General features: G+C 69.7%; 16 protein-coding genes and 1 pseudogene. 6 read left to right on the forward strand and 11 right to left on the reverse strand.

Features of this window, described 5'->3' with window-relative positions:
• The first annotated feature begins 154 nt into the window (after nucleotides 1-154).
• From ACIP8W_RS11375 to ACIP8W_RS11390, 4 genes are all read left to right on the forward strand, one after another.
• A complete protein-coding gene (locus tag ACIP8W_RS11375; protein ID WP_402202775.1) occupies nucleotides 155-1621 on the forward strand; it encodes an FGGY-family carbohydrate kinase in 1467 nt (488 codons plus the stop codon).
• Complete coding sequence (locus ACIP8W_RS11380) at nucleotides 1618-2232, forward strand: histidine phosphatase family protein (protein WP_401947965.1); 615 nt, start codon at nucleotides 1618-1620, stop codon at nucleotides 2230-2232. The genes ACIP8W_RS11375 and ACIP8W_RS11380 overlap by 4 nt, the downstream gene beginning before the upstream one ends.
• A gap of 57 nt (nucleotides 2233-2289) precedes the next feature.
• Nucleotides 2290-2556, forward strand: a complete 267-nt coding sequence (locus ACIP8W_RS11385; RefSeq protein ID WP_401947967.1) for a hypothetical protein — start codon at nucleotides 2290-2292, stop codon at nucleotides 2554-2556.
• A gap of 244 nt (nucleotides 2557-2800) precedes the next feature.
• Nucleotides 2801-3682 carry a trypsin-like serine peptidase gene (locus ACIP8W_RS11390; protein WP_401947970.1) on the forward strand — a complete coding sequence of 294 codons (882 nt, stop codon included), beginning with the start codon at nucleotides 2801-2803 and terminating at the stop codon, nucleotides 3680-3682.
• Between the two features lie 97 nt (nucleotides 3683-3779).
• Here the strand turns inward: ACIP8W_RS11390 and ACIP8W_RS11395 are convergent.
• From ACIP8W_RS11395 to ACIP8W_RS11420, 6 genes and pseudogenes are all read right to left on the reverse strand, one after another.
• Nucleotides 3780-4994, reverse strand: a pseudogene (locus ACIP8W_RS11395) (immunoglobulin-like domain-containing protein); the annotation flags it as partial.
• Nucleotides 4995-5414: 420 nt separating this feature from the next.
• Nucleotides 5415-7481: an RICIN domain-containing protein gene (locus ACIP8W_RS11400; RefSeq protein WP_401947973.1), complete on the reverse strand. Its 2067-nt coding sequence runs from the start codon at nucleotides 7479-7481 to the stop codon at nucleotides 5415-5417.
• Between the two features lie 87 nt (nucleotides 7482-7568).
• Nucleotides 7569-9599, reverse strand: coding sequence for a beta-galactosidase (locus ACIP8W_RS11405; RefSeq protein ID WP_402202753.1), 2031 nt, complete (start codon nucleotides 9597-9599; stop codon nucleotides 7569-7571).
• 115 nt (nucleotides 9600-9714) lie between these two features.
• Nucleotides 9715-11061: an ABC transporter substrate-binding protein gene (locus tag ACIP8W_RS11410; protein ID WP_401947977.1), complete on the reverse strand. Its 1347-nt coding sequence runs from the start codon at nucleotides 11059-11061 to the stop codon at nucleotides 9715-9717.
• A gap of 92 nt (nucleotides 11062-11153) precedes the next feature.
• Nucleotides 11154-12098 carry a carbohydrate ABC transporter permease gene (locus ACIP8W_RS11415; protein ID WP_401947980.1) on the reverse strand — a complete coding sequence of 315 codons (945 nt, stop codon included), beginning with the start codon at nucleotides 12096-12098 and terminating at the stop codon, nucleotides 11154-11156.
• Between the two features lie 2 nt (nucleotides 12099-12100).
• Nucleotides 12101-13024 carry a carbohydrate ABC transporter permease gene (locus tag ACIP8W_RS11420; RefSeq protein ID WP_401947983.1) on the reverse strand — a complete coding sequence of 308 codons (924 nt, stop codon included), beginning with the start codon at nucleotides 13022-13024 and terminating at the stop codon, nucleotides 12101-12103.
• Nucleotides 13025-13338: 314 nt separating this feature from the next.
• On the opposite strand from ACIP8W_RS11420, the gene ACIP8W_RS11425 reads away from it, so the two are divergent.
• On the forward strand, nucleotides 13339-14328 hold the full coding sequence (locus ACIP8W_RS11425) for a LacI family DNA-binding transcriptional regulator (RefSeq protein ID WP_401947986.1): 990 nt from the start codon (nucleotides 13339-13341) through the stop codon (nucleotides 14326-14328).
• Between the two features lie 66 nt (nucleotides 14329-14394).
• Here the strand turns inward: ACIP8W_RS11425 and ACIP8W_RS11430 are convergent, their stop codons facing one another.
• The 4 genes from ACIP8W_RS11430 to ACIP8W_RS11445 are packed head-to-tail and all read right to left on the reverse strand — an operon-like array spanning nucleotide 14395 to nucleotide 17113.
• Nucleotides 14395-14598: a hypothetical protein gene (locus tag ACIP8W_RS11430; RefSeq protein WP_401947989.1), complete on the reverse strand. Its 204-nt coding sequence runs from the start codon at nucleotides 14596-14598 to the stop codon at nucleotides 14395-14397.
• Nucleotides 14599-14632: 34 nt separating this feature from the next.
• Entirely contained in the window at nucleotides 14633-14938 is a 306-nt protein-coding gene (locus ACIP8W_RS11435; protein ID WP_402152894.1) for a hypothetical protein, read from the reverse strand.
• A gap of 53 nt (nucleotides 14939-14991) precedes the next feature.
• Nucleotides 14992-15624, reverse strand: a complete 633-nt coding sequence (locus tag ACIP8W_RS11440; protein ID WP_402152892.1) for a methyltransferase domain-containing protein — start codon at nucleotides 15622-15624, stop codon at nucleotides 14992-14994.
• Between the two features lie 25 nt (nucleotides 15625-15649).
• Nucleotides 15650-17113, reverse strand: coding sequence for an MFS transporter (locus ACIP8W_RS11445; RefSeq protein WP_402202757.1), 1464 nt, complete (start codon nucleotides 17111-17113; stop codon nucleotides 15650-15652).
• Nucleotides 17114-17255: 142 nt separating this feature from the next.
• Between ACIP8W_RS11445 and ACIP8W_RS11450 the strand changes: the two genes are divergently transcribed.
• The gene (locus tag ACIP8W_RS11450; protein ID WP_402202758.1) at nucleotides 17256-17840 is read left to right on the forward strand and encodes a helix-turn-helix domain-containing protein; all 585 of its coding nucleotides are present in this window, start codon (nucleotides 17256-17258) and stop codon (nucleotides 17838-17840) included.
• 29 nt (nucleotides 17841-17869) lie between these two features.
• Here ACIP8W_RS11450 and ACIP8W_RS11455 read toward each other — a convergent pair whose 3' ends face one another.
• Nucleotides 17870-18940, reverse strand: a complete 1071-nt coding sequence (locus ACIP8W_RS11455) for an NAD(P)/FAD-dependent oxidoreductase (RefSeq protein WP_402202759.1) — start codon at nucleotides 18938-18940, stop codon at nucleotides 17870-17872.
• Nucleotides 18941-19416: the final 476 nt, after the last annotated feature.

Below are 19416 nucleotides of genomic sequence, written 5' to 3' on the forward strand. Positions count from 1 at the left end.
TCGGCCACCGCATCGAGCCCTTCCCCACCGGGCGGGACCAGGGGGAATCCGGCCCATGGCCGACCTCCGGCGGATGTGAAAAGCTCCGTGAGATCACCGGACTGCGATGTGAAGGCGGGAGCCCGTGACGGACACACACGACCAGGACGTGTGGATGGGAATCGACCTCGGAACCCAGAGCGTGCGCGCCCTGGCCGTCACCGGCGACGGCCAGGTCCTCGGCCGGGGCGCGGCCCCGCTCACCGGCCACCGCGACGGGGACCGCCACGAACAGCTGCCCGCCCACTGGTGGGAGGGCAGCTGCCAGGCGCTGCGCCGGACCCTGCGCACCCTCCCCGCCACCCGGGTGCGCGGCGTCGCGGTGTGCGGCACGTCCGGCACCGTCCTGCTGACCTCCCCGCGCGGCGAACCGCTGACCCCCGCGCTCATGTACGACGACGGCCGGGCCGGGGCCGAGGCGCGCCGCGCCCAGGAGGCCGGCGCCGAGGTGTGGCAGGCGCTCGGCCACCGTATCCAGCCCAGCTGGGCCCTCGCCAAGCTGCTGTGGCTCACCGGGGAGGGCGCGCCCCCGGGCCGGGACGGCGGCGCGCCGGACCTCAAGGGGGCCAGGGTCTGCCACCAGCCGGACTACGTCACCACCCGGCTCGTGGGACACCCCGTGCCGACCGACTCCAGCCACGCCCTGAAGACCGGCTACGACCTGAACGCCCGCGCCTGGCCCACCGCCGTCCACGCCGCGCTCGGCCTGTCCGGCCTCGACTTCCCCGACGTGGTCGCCCCCGGCACCACGCTCGGTACGGTGTGCGCCGAGGCCGCCGACCGTACGGGCCTCGCCGAGGGCACCCCGGTCATCGCGGGCATGACGGACGGCTGCGCGGCCCAACTCGGCTCGGGGGCCTGGGGGGTGGGGGAGTGGAACACCGTCCTCGGCACCACCCTCGTCCTCAAGGGAGTCACGGAGAGACCGCTCCACGACCCCGCCGGGGTGCTCTACAACCATCTCTCGCCCGACGGACACTGGCTCCCCGGCGGCGCCTCCAGCGTCGGCGCGGGCGCCCTGACCCAGGCGTTCCCCGGGGCCGACCTCGGCCACCTCGACCGGCTGGCCGCCCACCGCGAACCGGCGGGCGCCGTCGCGTACCCCCTCCTCGCGCGCGGCGAGCGCTTCCCCTTCCTGGCCGCGGAGGCGGAGCCCTTCACCCTCGGCACCCCCACCGACGACGCCGACCGCTACGCCTCGCTCCTCCAGGGCGTCGCCCTGGTCGAACGGCTCTGCCTCGCCTACGTCCGGCAGCTGGGCGGCCCCGTCGACGGTTCGGTCACCTTCACCGGCGGCGCCACCCGCAGCGGCTACTGGAACCAGCTGCGCGCGGACATCCTCGGCCGGCCGGCCAGGATCCCCGCGCACACCGAATCGGCCCTCGGCATGGCGGTGCTCGCCGCCCGGGGGGTGACGGGCGCCGCCGCGCCCCGGGCCATGGTCCGTATCCGTACGCTCCTGCAGCCGCGCCCCCGGGTGGGCGCGCGGTTCGACGAGCCCTTCGGCGCGCTGGTCGACGCGCTCGAACAACGCGGCTGGCTGCCCGCCGAGACAGCCGCCTACGCACGGGAGCACGGATGACGGCCACCACGCTCTTCCTCGCCCGGCACGGCGAGACCGTCTGGCACGACGAGAACCGCTACGCCGGGGCCAGCGACATCGGGCTGACCCCGCGCGGTGCCGCCCAGGCCGAGGCGCTCGGCGTCTGGGCGGCGGGCGCCCGGCTCGACGCCCTCGTCACCTCGCCGCTCTCCCGCGCCCGGCGCACCGCGGCGCCTGCCGCCCGCGCGACGGGGCTGACCGCCGTCGTCGAACCCGACCTGGCCGAACTCGACTTCGGGATCGCCGAGGGCCGGACCCTCGCCGAACTCCGCGTCTCGCATCCGCGCGAGTGCGCCGACTTCCTGCGCGACCCGTCCGCCCACCCGCTCCCCGGCGGCGAGGACCCGGTGGCCGCCGCGGCCCGGGGCGCCGCCGCGCTGCTCCGGATCGCCGACCGCCATCCGGGCGGCCGGGTCCTGGCCGTCGCGCACAACAGCCTGTTCCGGCTCGTCCTGTGCCGGCTGCTCTCCATCCCCGGGAGCGAGTACCGCAGGGTGCTCCCGGGGCTGCGCAACTGCGCGATCACCGAGCTGCGGGCCGCCCCCGGCCAGGTCTCGCTCATGGCGTACAACGTGCCGACGACGCCGTAGGTCCCGGGCCCGCTCCTTGGCGCGTGCCCTATCCCGTCCCCGCTCGTTGTATCCGGCATGAACGTGCAACGCATTCTCACCGCCGTCGCGGCGGGTTCCGCGCTCCTCGCCGCCGCCGCTCCCGCGGCCCAGGCCGCCCCGGCCTTCGACCTCGGAGGGACCCTGGTCAGTACGGCACAGACGGCCGCAGCAGTCGGCAGCGAGGCTGCCCCGGTGCTCGAAGGGGTCACCGGTGGCAAGGTGGCCAGGAAGGTCGGCGCGGTGAAGGACGTCGTGCAGGCCGGAGCCGACGCGGCGAAGGCCACACACGATCTCGTCAGCTGATCTGGCAGGCAGCTGACGGCAGACAGGTGATCTGACCGACCGAGCGGGACAGCGGGGGCGGAGCCCATCAGGGTGACGCCCCCGGGGTCCCGCTCTTTTCGTTGTGCCCGCACGCCGTGTTGTGCCCGTACGCAGCCTTGTGTCCCGTACGACCCGCCAAGGCATGGTTGCCCCCTGACGCTCATGAGCCAACAATGCCCATGACAAAGCACCGAAGGGACTTCGGTCACAGAGGGGACCCCGCATGAGAAAGCCTCTCCTTGGCGCGTTTCTCGCCGTCCTGCTCCTCGGGGCAGGGGCGGCACCCGCGATGGCCACCGGCCATGACGCGGGCGCGCCCACCGCCGCCACGCCTGTGGCGGTCGCACCGGTCGCGGCCCAGGAACAGATCCAGGCGGTCGACTTCGCCGGAACGGTCGCGCTCAGCAACTGTTCCGGCTCCGTTGTCCGTACGCCCACCTCACAGCCCGGCGACCCGGCGCTCGTCCTGTCCAACGGCCACTGCCTGGAGACCGGCTTTCCCGCCGCCGGACAGGTCGTCGTCGACCGGGCGTCCACCCGTTCCTTCACCCTGCTGAACTCGGCGGGCACCGGTGTCGGGACCCTGCGCGCCTCCAAGATCGCGTACGGCACGATGACCGACACCGATGTCGCGCTGTACCAACTCACCAGTACCTATGCCCAGATCCAGAGCGCGTACGGGATATCCGCGCTGGAGCTCAATGCCACCCGCCCGGTGCAGGGCACCGCGATCAAGGTGGTCTCCGGTTACTGGAAGCGTATCTACAGCTGCGACATCGACGGCTTCGCCCATCTGCTGAAAGAAGGATCCTGGACCTGGAAGGACTCGGTCCGCTACACCTCCTCCTGCAACACGATCGGCGGCACCTCGGGGTCGCCCGTCATCGACGATGCCACCGGCAAGGTCGTCGCCGTCAACAACACCGGCAACGAGAGCGGTGCGCGCTGCACCCTCAACAACCCGTGCGAGGTCGACGAGAACGGTACGGTCACCGTGCGCCAGGGCATCAACTACGCCCAGGAGACCTACGGGATCGTGGCGTGTGTCGGCGCGGGCAACAAGATCGACCTGAGCCGCGCGGGCTGCACCCTGCCCAAGCCATGACCGTCGCGCCGTAGACAACAGGACGGCGCCGCCGGGGTTCCGTCCCCCGGCGGCGCCGTCCCGCACGAATCGAATGCGGTGTGTTACGTCAGTGCGCGTACGCGTCGAGCAGCCGGTCGTACTCGGCGGCGGTCACCGGGAGTACGGTGCCGTGCCGGGGGCTGGCCGGGAGCTCGAAGTTCTCCGAGAGGGTCCACGTGCCCGAGTCGAGGTCGGTGGTCTCGAAGGGGATGTAGCCGCGTCCGCCGAACTCGTCGATGAACAGGTACCACTTCTCCTCGGTGTTGGACTTGAAGACCGTCGGCCCCTCACCCTGGTTGACGGTGCCCTTGCCGATGCAGTCGGCGACGAAGTCGTACGACGGCGAGCGCAGGTCGGTGGACTTCTCCGCGGTGATGAACTTCGAGCACGGGGTGGTCGAGGTGTTGTCCCGCTCGTCCTTGGTGAACCGGTAGTAGGTGCCGTTGTGCTGGATCACCGTCGAGTCGATCACCGAGTAGCCGGGGTCGTTCCACACCGTGGCCTCGCTGAAGGTGCGGAAGTCCCGGGTGGTGGCGTACATCATCTTGTTGTAGGTGGAGCCGGTGTGCTGCGGGTCGTCGTCGGCGTAGATCTTCGAGGCCCAGAACACCACGTACGCGGCGAGCTTCTCGTCGTAGTACGCCTCGGGAGCCCAGGTGTTGCCGGCCGTGTCCGGGGCGACTTCGACCAGTCGCTGGTCGGTCCAGTTGACCAGGTCGGTGGATTCCCAGACCATGATCGACTTACTGCCGGTGCGCTGCGCCCGGTCCCAGTCGCCGTTCCCGTACATCTTGAGGTCGGTGGCGATCTGGTAGAACTTGTCGCCCTCGGGCGAGCGGATGATGAACGGGTCCCGCAGCCCCTTGGTGCCCAGGTCCGAGGAGAGTACGGGCTTGCCGCCGTTCAACTCCCGCCAGTGCAGAGGGTCGTTGCCCCGGCTGAGCGCGGTACGGATCTGCTCGCCGTCCGAGGTGCCCTCCCCGGTGAAGTAGCTGAAGGCATAGCCGGTGTAGGGCTGTTCGGCGGGCAGCGCGGGCACGGTGGCGGCGAACGCCTTGGAGGTACGGGCCTTGCCGCGGGTGACCGTCGCGGTCAGGCGCACACTCACCGGATCGGCGCCGGGCCGGGGCCGGTGGACGACACCGGTGGTGTCGATCACCTTGGGCCTGCTGGAGTGCCAGCTGACGGCGGTGGACCCGGTGCCCGTCGTGGGCAGGGTCAGGGAGCCGCGTACATCGTCGAGTCCGGGCACGGTGAGCGTCTCGGCCGCTGTCTTCGTGGCGGCCTTGTCGGGGTTTCCGGCGGGCGCGGCGTGGGCGCCGGGGACGACGAGCAGGCCGATGAAGAGCGACAGCAGGGGGACGAAGGCTCTTCGTGCGGTGCGGGGGCGCATGGAGGTCCTCCCGGGAGGGTTCCTGTGGGGTATTGCGCGCTCCTGTTGGAACGGCCGTTTCGAAGTGTTGTCAGTTGTTCGACGCAACGTCAACTGTTCTGCACAGAAGAACTTTCACGAAACCCGGTGAACCCCGGGACGGCGATCCGCCGCATCGCACACCGAACACACTGAACACACCGAGGGCCGGCCCGAAAACGGGCCCGCCCTCGGCTGTCGTACGGAACGGAACGGAGCGAACAACGAAACAGAGTGGAACAACGGAACAGAGTGGAACAACGGAACAGGGCGGATCGGCTCGGATCGCTCGGAGCCGGATCAGCTCAGGTCGGTGACCGTCCAGCGCTGGTTGGTACCGGAGTTGGGCAGCCAGACGGAGACGCGTGCGCCGTCCGTGGTGGACTGACCCGGGACCTCGAGCAGTCGGCCGGTCCCCGCGTTGACGAAGGTGTACGAGCCGTCACCGGTCGTGGAGAGGATCCACTGGGCCGCCGCGGACGGCTTCCCCTCGTTCTTCTCCAGCACCGCCGTGCCGCCCGCGACCGCGAGACGGGTGTTGTCCGTCGCGTTGCGCACCACATAGCGCTCGCGGTTGCTCACGCCCGTGACGGACTTCGTGGACGTCGCCTTCGACGTCACCTTCTCGACCAGCCACCGCTGACCGGCGTCGGCCGCGTCGGTGGTGCGGATGACCGTACCGGTGGAGTCGTCCGAGACATCCAGCGACTTGCCACTGCCCACACCGGTCAGCCGGTAGGAGTGGCCGGGCTTGATGGGCGACGCGTCCTTCGCGACCCCGGACACCCCGGTGACCAGCAGACTGGTCACCGACTGGGCCGGTACGGTGACGGTGGCGCTGCCGTTCTTCACCGCGACCGGGGCCTGCTCGACCAGGGCCCCACCGGCATCGGTCACCACGGGGGTGACCTTCGCGCCCCTGGCGACCTTGGCGAAGCCGGACAGGTCGACGGTCACCTCGCGCGGGGCGTCGGTGTCATTGACGTGGACCACGGTGGCGTCGCGCCCCTTGGCGCCCACGGCCGCCGCGCTCGCGGTGTCGTTCACCTTCACCAGCCGGTCGCCCGGACGGATGAAGTGGGTGAAGTTCCTGGCGGTGTCGAACTTGGTGTTGGTGAAGACCGGGCAGGTCTTCAGGGTGTCCTTCGAGGTGCAGCTGAACGGCACCTGGATGGAGCCCCAGTTGCCGCCCTTGGCGCTCTCGCCGCCCGGCTTCATGTTGTCGTAGTCCTCCACCGGCTGCCAGAACAGCCAGGCCGAGGGCTCCAGTTCACGCAGGTCGTCCACGATGTGCTTGGCCAGCCCGAGGCCGGGCTTCATGCTGGTGAAGTCCTGGCCGTCGCCCCAGTCGCCGTCGACCTCGCTCATCCACAGCGGCTTGTCGGCGGCCTTGGCGATGTCCCGGGGGGTGGTCCGGCTGCCGGTGCCGTAGGTGTGCACATTGAGCTGGGAGACCAGGTCCCGTACATCCTGCGGGTAGGACTCCCAGTTACGGGCGAAGGTCGTCGGGTTGGTCTCGTCCATCGCGGAGATCACCGCGTCGGTCTTCGACTTCCCGAGCTTGGCGGCCAGTGCCCTGATGACCCGCTGCTGCATCTCGGGGCCGATGTGCGCGCCCTCCTGACGGCCGCCGACGGGCTCGCCGTCCGGGCCGAGGGTGGTGCCCCAGTAGGAGGTGTTGGGCTCGTTGAACGGGTCGATGGTGTCGACCTTGATGTGGCTGGACTTCTCCAGCCGCTCCACCGCACCGGTCAGATAGGCCGCGAAGTCGTCCACCTTGTCGGCGCGCAACTGGTCCTGGCCGGCGTCGAAGTTGCCGGACACATAACCGCTCTCGGTCATGAAGTAGGGCGGCGAGTTGCTGAACGCCTCCCAGTGGGTGATGTCCTTGGCGATCCGGTTCACCCACCAGCGCTGGGTGGCGTCGGCCTTGGGGTTCCAGTGGGCGGGGTTGTCCGCCGACCACCAGTCGGTGTCATGACGGGTGGTGCCGGCCGGAGCCTTCCACCAGCCCTCCACGGCGCCGCCCGCCCGCAGATAGTCCTTGACGTCGGGGGCGTTGCCACCCCCGACGTTGTAGCGGGCGATGTTCAGCGCGAGGCCGTCGTCGCCGAAGACCAGCTTGGCCAGCCGCTCGCGTATCTCCTTGGGGTAGCCGCCGGTCGCGTTGGCGAACCAGACGAGACTGGTGCCCCAGCCCTCGAACTTCTGCCCCTGGTAGGAGGGGTCGGGCCGTACGGTGACGGCACTGGCCGGCTCGTCGGCGGCCGCGGCCGTGGGCAGCGGCCCGGTGGCCAGGGCGCCGCCCGTGGCGAGAACGACGGCCAGAGCCGCCGGCAGGTACCGGGAAGTGCGTGGTCTCTTCATCGTGAGGTATTCCTTGTCCGTGTCGCGTCATCGGGACAGAACTGCCGAGGTGCCTGGTGATGAACCCCCTCTCCACGGGGCGTACGTTCAGCGGCGTACCACGGCCACACCGCGCGGTCCGAGGACGAGCGGGCCCTCGGCGGCCGGTGTGAGAGGTGTGCCGGTCACACCGGCGAGACCGACGGTTTCGTCGGTGCGGTTCACGAGGAACCAGTACTCGGCCTCGCCATGGGCGCGTACCGCCAGCTCGACCCGGCCCCGGAGCGGCTCGGGCAGTTCGCTGGTGATACCGGCGCCCGCCAGCAGCCGGGCGAGCACACCGCGCAGCCCCTCGGTGCCGAGCCGGGTGGAGACGTACGCGGCCGAGCCGGTGCCCACCGTACGGCGGGTGATCGCGGGCAGACCCGCGCGGTCGCCGCCATTGTAGGCGGCGAGCACCTCGACGGCGTCGTCGGTCACGGTGATCCGGTCGGTCCACAGGGTGCCGGTCGTACCGTCGTCGAGTGGCACGCTCTCGCCGTCGAGCAGCGGGGCGAACTCCTCGATCCTGATGCCGAGCAGCTCCCGCAGCGCGCCGGGGTAACCGCCCAGCCAGGCGTGGTCGTTCTCGTCGACCACACCGGAGAAGTACGTGGTGACCAGGTGGCCGCCGCTCTCGGCGTAGTTGGCCAGCTCCTTGGCGAGCGCCCGCGGCACCACGTGCAGGACCGGCGCTACCACCAGGTCGTAGCCGTCGAGCGGCGCGCCCTGGTGGATCACATCGGCGCGTACGCCCAGGGCGAGGAAGGCGGAGTACCAGTCGAGTGCCTCCTGCCGGTAGCGCAGCAGCGAGGTCGGGTGGGAGTCCTGCTCACTGGCCCACCACGACTCCCAGTCGAAGAGGATCGCCGCGCGGGCGGGGCGGCGGGCGGACCCGGCGACCTCCGCGAGGTCGCCCAGCAGACCGCCGAGCGCGGCCACCGAGCGGAACACCTCGCTGTCGGCACCGGCGTGCGGGACCATCGCCGAGTGGTACTTCTCGGCGCCGGCCGCCGACTGGCGCCACTGGAAGAAGCAGACGGCGTCCGCGCCGTGGGCCACGTGCAGCAGCGAGTCGCGGGCCAGCTCCCCGGCGCGCTTGGCGACGTTGACGGCCTGCCAGTTGACGGCGCTGGTGGAGTGCTCCATCAGGAACCACGGGCGTCCGCCGGCGAGGGAGCCGGTGAGGTTCGCGGAGAACGACAGCTCGTCCAGGCCCTGCGGCCCAGGGTGGACGTAGTGGTCGTTGGAGACGAAGTCCACCTCCTGGGCCCAGTCCGCGTAGTGCATGCCCTTGGTCTCGCCCATCACCATGAAGTTGGTGGTGACCGGTACGTCCGGGGTGATGCCGTACAACAGATCGCGTTCGGCCCGCAGATGGTCCTTGAGCGCGTCCGAGGAGAACCGCTTGAAGTCGAGCTGCTGGGTCGGATTGGGGTGCGAGGCGGCCAGCCGGGGCGGCAGGATCTGCTCCCACTCCGTGTAGCGCTGGGACCAGAATGCGGTGCCCCAGGCGTGGTTGAGCGCCTCGACGGTGCCGTAGCGCTCGGTCAGCCAGACGCGGAAGGCGCGGGCCGCGTCGTCGGAGTAGTCATAGATGTTGTGACAGCCCAGCTCGTTGGAGACGTGCCAGGCGGTGAGCGCGGGGTGGTCGGCGTACCGCTCGGCCATCTTCTCGACCAGGCGCAGCGCGTACTCACGGAAGACGGGGGAGGTGGGCCGCCAGTGCTGGCGGGCGCCCGGCCAGAGTGTCTCGCCGGACTGGGTGACCGGCAGGACCTCGGGGTGCAGTGTGGTCAGCCAGGGCGGCGGGGAGGCGGTGGCGGTGGCCAGGTCGACGGCTATGCCGCCCTGGTGCAGGAGATCCATGATCTCGTCCAGCCAGTCGAAGTCCCAGGTGCCGGGGGCCGGCTGGATGCGCGCCCAGGAGAAGATGGCGAGGGACACGATGTTCACACCGGCTTCGCGCATCAGCCGGACATCTTCGTCCCACACCTCGCGGGGCCACTGCTCCGGGTTGTAGTCGGCGCCGTAGGCGAACCGTGGTGTGGTGTCGTCATCGGGCCAACGCAGCCAGCGGGGCGACGGGGCGCGGGTCATCTTGCTCCTTGTGGGGGAAATGGGGCCGTGGGGCGCGGTCCGGACGGACCGAGGGCACCGGGCGGTGACGGGCGGGCGGAGTGGCCGCGGCCCGTCACCATCCGGTCGGCCGGCGTTACTTGACGGTGAAGCCCTGTTCCTTGCCGTACTCGAGGGACTGCTTCTGCCAGGCGGCGAGACCCTCGGTCAGCGTCGTGCCGGAGACATAGGCCTTGCCGACGGTGTCGTTGAAGATCGAGTTCGCGTAGACCTGGTAGGGGAGGTACGACCAGCCGGACGGGACCTCGGAGGCCGACTGGGCGAAGACCTTGTTGATCTCCTGGCCGCCGAAGTAGTCGAACTTCGTGTCCAGGAACTCCTTGGAGTTCATGTCCGCGGTGGTCGCGGGGTACGCGCCGTCCTTCACCCGGGATTTGACGCCCGCGCCGGCGGCGGCGTACTCGGTGAACGCGTAGGCGAGCGCCTTGTTCTTGCCCGCGGCGGGGATGGCCAGCGAGCTGCCGCCGCTCTCCGCGCTGGACTTCTCGCCCGCCTTCCACTGCGGCAGCGGGGCCACACGCCAGTCGCCGGCCGCGGCGGGCGCGCCCGTCTTGAGGTTGGTGGGCATCCAGGCGCCGGTGGCCAGGGTGGCGATGCTGCCGTCGGCCAGTCCCTTGAACCACTCGTCGGTCCACGAGGTGACGGGCGCCAGCAGCTTGCCGTCGATCAGCTTCTGCCAGGTCTTGGCGAAGGTCACGCTGCCCGGGTCGGTGAAGTCGATGCCGACCTTGGTGCCGTCCACCTTGTACGGGTGGCCGCCGGCCTGCCAGATCAGGCTGGTGGCGAAGCCCGCCTCGCCGGTGTCGGCGGTGATGTAGGCCTTCGGGTCGGCCTTGTGGAGCTTCTGGGCCGCCGTCACGTACTCGTCCCAGGTGGTCGGGACCGCGATCTTGTACTTGTCGAAGACCTTCTTGTTGTAGTACAGCGCCATGGGGCCCGAGTCGACCGGCAGGCCGTAGACCGACTTGCCGGAGGTGACCGCGTTCCACGGGCCGGGCGAGTAGGACTTGGCCAGCTTGTCCGCGCCGAACGCGGAGAGGTCGGCGACGGACTTGGCGAGGGAGAACTGACCCAGGGCGAAGTACTCGATCTGAGCGACGTCGGGGATGCCCTTGCCCGCCGCGATGGCGTTCTGGAGGGCGGTGTACTCGTCCTTCGAGGTACCCGCGTTGACGATCTTGACCTTCACCTTGGGGTGCGCGGCCTCGAACTCCTTCGCGACCTTGGGCATGGTGCTGTCCCAGCTCCAGACCGTGAGGTCGCCGCCCTTGTCGAGGGCCGCCTTCACATCGTCGGCGCTTCCCCCCGCGTCGGTGGAGTTGTTGTCGGAGGACCCGCCACAGGCCGTCATGGTGACGGCGAGGGCCAGTACGGCGGAGGCCAGTCCTGCGCCGCGCACAGTGCGGCGCGCTGTGTTGAACATCAGAGTCATCTCACTTCGTTGTCAGAGAACTGCCGAACAGCTGTGGGGGGAGAACCGTGGGGGAAACACACGGGCCGGAGGGCACGAGCGGCTCACTCCTTGACACTTCCGGCCGCGAGCCCCGACTGCCAGTACCGCTGAAGCAGCAGGAACGCGACGATCAGGGGCACGATGGTGAGCAGGGAACCGGTGATGACCAGGTTGAAGATGGCCTCACCGCCGTTGGTCTGGGCCTGTTCGTTCCAGGAGTTGAGCCCCAGGGTGAGCGGGTACCAGTCCGGGTTCTTGAGCATGATCAGCGGCAGGAAGTAGTTGTTCCAGGTCGCGACCATGGTGAAGAGCAGCACCGTCACGATGCCGGGGGCGAGCAGTGGCAGACTCACGGTGAAGAAGGTACGGATCTCACTGGCGCCGTCGATCCGGGCGGCCTCCAGCAGCTCGGTGGGGATCGCCTCGGCGGCGAAGACCCACATCAGATAGAGGCCGAACGGTGAGATCAGCGAGGGGATGATCACCGCCCAGGGGGTGTCGGTCAGCCCCATCTTGCTGAACATCAGGAAGGTGGGGACCGCCAGTGCCGTACCGGGGACGGCGACGGCACCGATCACCACGGCGAAGACACCGTTCTTGCCGGGGAACCGGAACTTGGCGAGAGCATAGCCGCCGAGCACCGCGAGGAAGGTCGCGCCACCGGCTCCCACCACCACATAGAGCAGAGTGTTCAGCAGCCAGCGGACGAACACACCGTCGTTGTAGGTGAGGGTGTCCGCGATATTGCTGAAGAACGCGAAGTCGCTGTCGAACCAGAGCCCGGAGGAGCTGAGCAGCCCCTTCTGGGTCTTGGTCGAGTTGATGACGAGCCAGACGAGCGGCACCAGCGCGTAGACCAGCACAAGACCGGTCAGCACGGTGAGCAGCACACTGCGGCGCGGATTGTTGACGCTGTCGCGCCGTCCGGGGCGGGGGGTGCGCAGCCCCGTGGCGGAGCGGGCGCGTTCCTTGTCCGGGGTAACGGTGGCCGGGGCGGTGGCTCCCATCGTCACGCTTCCTTTCGCATGCCGCGGAGCTGCACGACATAAGCGATGATCATGGTGAAGATACCCATGATGATCGCCACCGTGGCCGCGTAGTTGTGCTGCTGGCCGGAGAAGGCCAGCGAGTAGGTGTAGAAGTTCGGCGTGAAGTCCGTGGTGATCGTGTTGGGCGCCAGGTTCTTGAGGATGCTCGGCTCGTTGAAGAGCTGGAAGCTGCCGATGATCGAGAAGATGGTGGCGATGACCAGCGCGCCCCGGATGGCGGGGAGCTTGATGGCGCTGATGACGCGCCACTGCCCGGCGCCGTCGATCTCCGCGGCCTCGTAGAGCGAGTGCGGGATCACCCGCAGTGCCGAGTAGAAGATCAGCATGTTGTAGCCGACGAACTCCCAGGTCACGATGTTGCCGATGGAGGCGAGCACCAGACCGGAGGAGAGCGGGTCGGGCAGTGTGATCCCGAACGCCTCGTTGATGTTGCCGACCAGGCCGAAGCGGGTGCCGTACATGAAGCCCCACATCAGGGCGGCGACCACGGCGGGCACGGCGTACGGCAGGAAGATCGCGATCCGGAAGAAGTTCTTGCCGTAGAGCCTGCCGCTGTCGATGGCCAGCGCGACCAGCAGCGCGATGCCGAGCATGACCGGCACCTGGACCGCCAGGAAGAGGGTCACCCGGCCCAGCGCGGCCCAGAAGTTCGGATCCTGGAGTGCGCGCTGGTAGTTGTCGAACCCGACGAACGAGGTGCCGCCGACGAGCTGGGTGCGGAAGACGCTCAGATAGATCGAGTAGATGATCGGCGCGAGGAAGACCAGGGCGAAGACCGCCATGAACGGGCCGATGAAACCCCAGCCGATCAGGGCACGCCTGCGCTGTGGGCCCCTTGGCGGGGCAGGACGTCCCGCTGTGGAAGGCGGTGACAATGCCGTCATGACTGTGTTCCTCGCTGGTCGTCCTGGTCCGTCCGGCACCCGGCAGCCGAAGGGAAGCGTTGTAAACAGGCCACTGCCGGAGAGCGTCCCGGCCCGAAATGTTTACGTAAACATCTGGTGATGGGATGCTTACATTGGCCCAGGGAGGCCGTCAAGATTTTCGGAGGGGGCAGTTTTGAGCCGTTCGGCTCATCCACGCGGGGAAGGTGAGTGCAGGGATGGACGAAAACGTGGGGAGCGCGGGAACGGCCGGTCGGCCGGCGGAGGGAGCGGGCGTGTCGGCCGCGGCGCCGCGGCGCCGGCGCAGAGTGTCCATGGCGGACGTCGCCCGGCGGGCCGGAGTCTCCTCGCAGACCGTCTCCCGGGTCTCCAACGGCCATCCGGGCGTGGTGGAGACGACCAGGCAGCAGGTCCTCGACGCGATGAAGGAGCTGGAGTACCGGCCCAACAGCGCGGCCCGCGCGCTGAAGCGGGGCGAGTTCCGCACCATCGGCATCATCCTGTTCACCCTCTCGACCACCGGTAACGTCCGCACGCTGGAGGCCATCGCCACCTCGGCCGCGCAACACGGATACGCCACCACGCTGCTGCCGGTGGCCGTGCCGACGCAGGGCGAGGTACGCGGCGCCTTCACCCGTCTGGGCGAGCTGGCGGTCGACGCCATCATCGCGATCATGGAAGTCCATCTGCTGGACGCGGCCACCGTCTCGCTGCCGCCCAACGTCGGTGTGGTGGTGGTCGATTCCAACGCGGGCGACCGCTACAGCGTGGTCGACACCGACCAGGCGGGCGGCGCCAGGGAAGCCGTACAGCATCTGCTGGATCTCGGACACACCACGGTCTGGCACCTCGCGGGCCCCGAGTCCTCGTTCGCCGCGCAGCGCCGCGCCGACGCCTGGCGGACCACCCTGCGCGCGGCGGGCCGCGAGGTGCCACCGCCGCTGCGCGGCGACTGGTCGGCCGAGTCGGGGTACCGCGCCGGGCTGCGGCTCGCCAGGGAACCCGGCTGCACCGCGGTCTTCGCGGCCAACGACCAGATGGCGCTGGGCCTGTTGCGCGCCCTGCACGAGTCGGGCCGTACCGTCCCCGGCCAGGTCAGTGTGGTCGGCTTCGACGACATCCCGGACGCGGGCTCCTACGTCCCCCCGCTCACCACCGTCCACCAGGACTTCGCCGAGGTGGGACGGCGGTGTGTCGAGGGCGCGCTGCGTCAGATCGGTGAACACGCCGACGAGCGCGGCACCACACTCGTACCCACCCGGATGGTGATCCGGCAGAGCACGGCCCGCCCGTCCTCGCCGTGAGGCCCCGCCGGGGCGGACACCGTACACCTGCGGGCCGGGGCGGGCACCGTACAAGTGCGGGGAAGATCAGACCTGTTGGGGAAAGCGGCGGCCGCCCTTCTCGATGAGACGGGACGCGTAGCCGGCCCCGATCAGGAGCCTGCCCCGGAAGAGCCCCGCGTGGCCGTGCGAGAGGTCCGTCATGACCGGCCGCGCGAAGCACGCGAACTCGTTGCGCTGCTTCTCCTCCGCCCAGGCCGTCGCGGCCGGGTCGACCCACTCGCTGACCACGGCCTCGGTACTGGTGGGCTCTCGTATTCAACTGTCACCAGTTCTCCGTGGGACCCAGCCTGCCGGTGACCGTGTGTGATCTCCAGCGGCGTATCGGCTCCACGTTCTGCCTGTCTCGTTGAGCAGGCGGGTGGTGGTGTTTGTCGTGGTAGCCGAGAGCATCCGCGACGATGGGAGCGGGCATCTCAAGGAGTTGTTGTCGGATGGCGGCGCCGCGGGCTGCGGCCACCGGGACGCCGATCTCGTTGAGGAGCGCGGACAGGTGGTCGGGGCGGAAGGGCTGGCCGGCCCGGCGTCCGGGGAACAGCCAGGCCGATGCCTGATTGGTGGCGGTGTTCATATGGTCGCGGTCGGCGATGTAGTCCAGCAGCAGGGAAGCGGCCGGTATGCGTGTCAGCCGGTGCGTCGGACGGCGATGACGTTGTCGGTGACGGTCGCGGTTTGTCCTTCGGGGCCGGTGGCGGTGCGCTGGGGTGCGTCGCCTCGTTCGACCGTCCAGGTGTTGTCGAGCCGGAGGGAGGCGATGACGTCGTCGGGGGAGGGGTAGTGAATGTCCTGGCCGGCCTGCCAGGACCAGGGGGCGGTGGAGGCGTGTTCGATCACGATCAGCCGCCCGCCAGGTGCTACGGCCTGGGCGGCTCGTCGCAGGACGGTCTCGCGGGCGATGGTGATGGGGGTGTGGAAGTAGGTTGCGGTGACCAGGTCCCAGGCGCCATCGGGGAACGTCTCGGAGAGGTCGTGCTGCTGGGGGTGGATCCGGTCGGTGAGGCCGGTGGTTGCGGCGCCTGCCGCGACGCGGTCGAGGGCGGTCTGGGAGACGTCGACGGGTGTGACGTCCCAGCCCTGGGTGGCGAGCCAGAGTGCGTCGCCGCCGTGGCCGCAGCCCAGGTCCAGGGCTTTACCCGAGGCAGGGGCAAGGTTGGCGAGCAGGGCGGTCAGGACGGTGTTGGGCTTGGTGCCCCACTGCGCGTCCATGCCGGCGTAGTGCTTGTCCCAGAACGCGGCGGACTCGTTGGCGCTGTTCATGTGCGGGGCCTTTCAGCGGGGGTGGTCAGGAGGCGGTGGTGTGGGTGCGGCGGCTTCGGATGAGGAGGCCGGTGGCGGCGAGGGCGAGGGTGAACAGGGCGGCGCTGGCGAGGAAAGCGACCCGGTAGCCGTGCACGTATCCGTCCAGCCGGACTGCCTGTGTCACGGCGCCGGTGCGGTCGGCGAGGAATCCGGTGAGGGCGGAGACGTACAGGGTGTTGAGGAGGGCGGGGCCGACTGCGCCGCCGACCTGCTGGGTGGTGCTGATCATCGCGCTGGCGACACCGGTGTCGGACGGCGCGATGCCAGCGAGGGCGGTGTTGGGCAGCGTGACGAAGAACGCGCCCAGACCGAGACCGGTCAGGATCATGGCGGGCAGCACGATGGTCAGGTAGCCCTCGGTGGGCTTGAGTAGCGTCAGCACCAGGGCGCCGGCCAGGGTGACGGCCGTGCCCGCCGTCATCAGTGTCTTCGGGCCGAGTCGGGTGACCAGGGGGGCGCCGAGGGTGGCCGCGGCGATGATGCCGGCACTGAAGGGCAGGAACGCCAGCCCTGCGCGCAGCGGCTGGTAGCCGAGGTTGACCTGGAGGTAATAGGTCAGGAACAGCATCAGGCCGAACATGCCCGCCCCGATCAGCAGGGAGGCGAGGAATGCGCCGCCGCGGTCTCGGTCCAAGACGACGCGCAGCGGCAGCAGCGGGTGGGCGGTGCGCTGCTCGACCAGGACAAAGGCGGCCAGCAGAAGGAGTCCGGCGGTAAGCAGGAGCCAGGTCGCCGGGGTGTTCCAGCCCGCTTCCGCGGCGTGGGCGAAGCCCCATACGACGGCGACCAGGCCGGTGGTGACGAGCAGCGCGCCGGGGACGTCGTAGCGGCGGGTGCCCTCGGCGCGGCTCTCCTTGAGCGTGGGCAGGGCGGCCAGGGCAACGGCGAGTGCGATGGGGGTGTTGACGAACAGGCACCAGCGCCAGCTGGTGTATTCGGTCAACAGGCCGCCCGCGATCAGTCCGACCGCGCCGCCCGCGCCCTGCAGGGCGCCGTAGACGCCGAACGCCTTGGCCCGCTCGCGTGCGTCGGTGAAGGTGACCGCGATCAAGGACAGGGCGGCCGGGGCCAGCAGGGCAGCGAATGCGCCCTGCAGGGCGCGTCCGGCGAACAGCGTCGCCCCGTTCGGAGCGACGCCAGCGACCATGGAGGCAGCGGCGAAGCCGACCAGCCCGATGAGGAACACGCGCTTACGGCCGACGAAGTCGACGACGCGCCCGCCGAGCAGCAGCAGACCGCCGAAGGTGAGGGCGTAGGCGGTCACAGCCCACTGCCGGTTCGCGTCACTGATGTCCAAGTCCGCCTGGGCGTGCGGGAGGGCGATGTTGATGATGGAGGCGTCCAGCACCACCATCAGCGTCGCCACCGAGATCACTGTCAGCGCCCACCAGCGCCGCGGGTCAAGAGCATCTTCGCTGCGGTTCACAGCGTCGGATTCCGTCGTCATCGCAGGGCCAATCCTCAAAGAGTTCAGGGAAGGGAGAAGGTCATGGGCGGATCACCGGGCCTGGCCCGGGCCGATGGAAGGACACTGCTCCACCTGCTGCCAGAGTTGCAAAGTCTCATGCCGTTTCAGCATGCTGGTGGATATGGGCACCTCACATCACACCGAGAAGAAGGACCGGCTGGCCGCGGTCGGGCCACGTCTGCGGGACCTACGCCGAGGTCATGGCCTGACACTGGCAGCCCTGGCCGAGCAGACCGGGATCAACGAGAGCACGCTCTCCCGCCTCGAAGGCGGGACCCGCAAACCGACCCTGGAGATGCTCCTGCCGCTCGCCGAGGTCTACGCGGTGCCCCTGGACGAGCTCGTCGGCGCACCGCGCACCGGGGATCCGCGCATCCACCTCAAACCTGTCACCCGCAACGGCATGACCTTCGTGCCGCTGAGCCGGCCCGGCGGCGTTCAGGCCCACAAGCTCCTCATTCCGCCCCGGCCCGACACCCAACCACAGCTCAACACGCATGAGGGATTCGAATGGGTCTACGTCCTCGCCGGCCGCCTGCGCCTGCTGCTCGGCGACAACACCGTGATCCTCAAGCCCGGCGAAGCCGCCGAGTTCGACACCCACGTGCCGCACTGGCTCGGCCCCGACGACGAGCGCACCGTGGAACTTCTGATCCTCTTCGGCACCCAGGGAGAGCGGGCCCATCTCAAGGCCCGCACCATCTGAGTCGCGCCTGCCGAAGACGCCGACGCCGCTCAGTGATCGTCGAGGAGGCCGTCCAGGCCGTGCACGCCCGGGCCCAGCACCCGCCGCGACACTTCGGCCTCCATCGCCCCGTCGAACACGTCGGCGCCCGAGACCGCGGCACGAGAAGCGGCCGCACGGGCGGCGTCGGTCATCAGCAGGCTCATGTTGATCGCCGCTGCCGCGCCGACCCCGGCCGCCATGGCCTGGGGAACGCCCGCCATCACGTCGCCGACATTGCCAGCCGCCCACACCCCCGAGACCCCGGTGAAACCGGAACCATCCACCACCACCTGCTCACCGATCCCCATCGGATGCTCCCGCACCTGAAGGCCAAGACCGTCGAGGAAAGCGGCGCGCGCCACGAATCGCGGCGCCACCACCAGCTCCTCCACCGGCACCACCGCCCCCGACGCCAGACGCACCCCCGCCAGCTGGTCCCGCTCCTCGTCCACGACCAGACCGCCGACCCTGCCCTCGACCACACCGACGCCCAGACCGGCCAGCTGCTCCCACTGCTCCTCGGTCAGCTCCGCGCCCTCGTGCAGGAACAAGGTGACGCCCTTCGACAGCTGCCTGAACAGCAGAGCCTGGTGGAAACTACCCAGCACACCAATCGCCCGATCGCGGACCTCCCAGCCGTGGCAGTACACGCAGTGCAGAACATCGCGCCCCCACCGCTCGGCCAGCCCGGGCACATCCGGTAGCTCATCGACCAGCCCTGTCGTCACCAGCACCCGCCGTGCCCGCACCCGCTGCCGGTCCTCGGTGACCACCGAGAACTCCTCGCCGTCCCGGTGCACCTGCGCCACCCGGCCGGAGACCACCCGGCCACCGTACGAGGTGACCTCCTCCCGGCCCAGCCGCAGCAGTTCCAGCGGCGACATGCCTTCCCGGCCCAGAATGCCGTGCGCGCCGACCCCGACAGCCGGGGCGTTGCGCGGTTCCCCCGCATCGATCACCAGCACCGACCGGCGCACCCGGCCCAGGGTCAGCGCGGCCGAAAGTCCGGCTCCCCCTCCGCCGATCACGACCACGTCCCAGGCCGTACCGTCCACTCGCGTCATCTCTCGCTCGTTCATGACCCCACCTTGCGATCCGCCAACGCAGTACGGCAAAGTCGCATGCCGTTTCGGCAAGCGGACCTGATGTCGCCGTCCGGGTCCTGGCCCCACGGAGCCACAGCGGAGCGCCGAGTGACTCTCTACGGGTCCCTGTCGTCAAACGATCGAATGACGACAGGCGCGGCGAGCGTCCAATGAACCCAGTGATTCCGGGGCCTGACGGCGGCTCCAATCCAATGACATCCGATGAAGACTGACGACAGGGTTAGATGACACCCGAGGTCCGATGCGCCGACAGAAGCGGGGAAACAGCGTGGCCAATCTCGTCTACAAGAGGGTGTCGACCGACCAGCAGTCCACCGCCCGCCAAGACCTCGTCCTGGCCGAGGCGGGGATCGAGGACCCGATCGTCTTCGAGGAGGACCCGGGGACCTCCAGCCGCCTCCACCCGCTTCAGCGGCCGAAGTTCGGCGAACTGCTCACGTACGGTACGC

The sequence above is a fragment of the Streptomyces sp. NPDC088554 genome (assembly GCF_044752945.1).
In the GTDB taxonomy this organism is placed as follows: domain Bacteria; phylum Actinomycetota; class Actinomycetes; order Streptomycetales; family Streptomycetaceae; genus Streptomyces.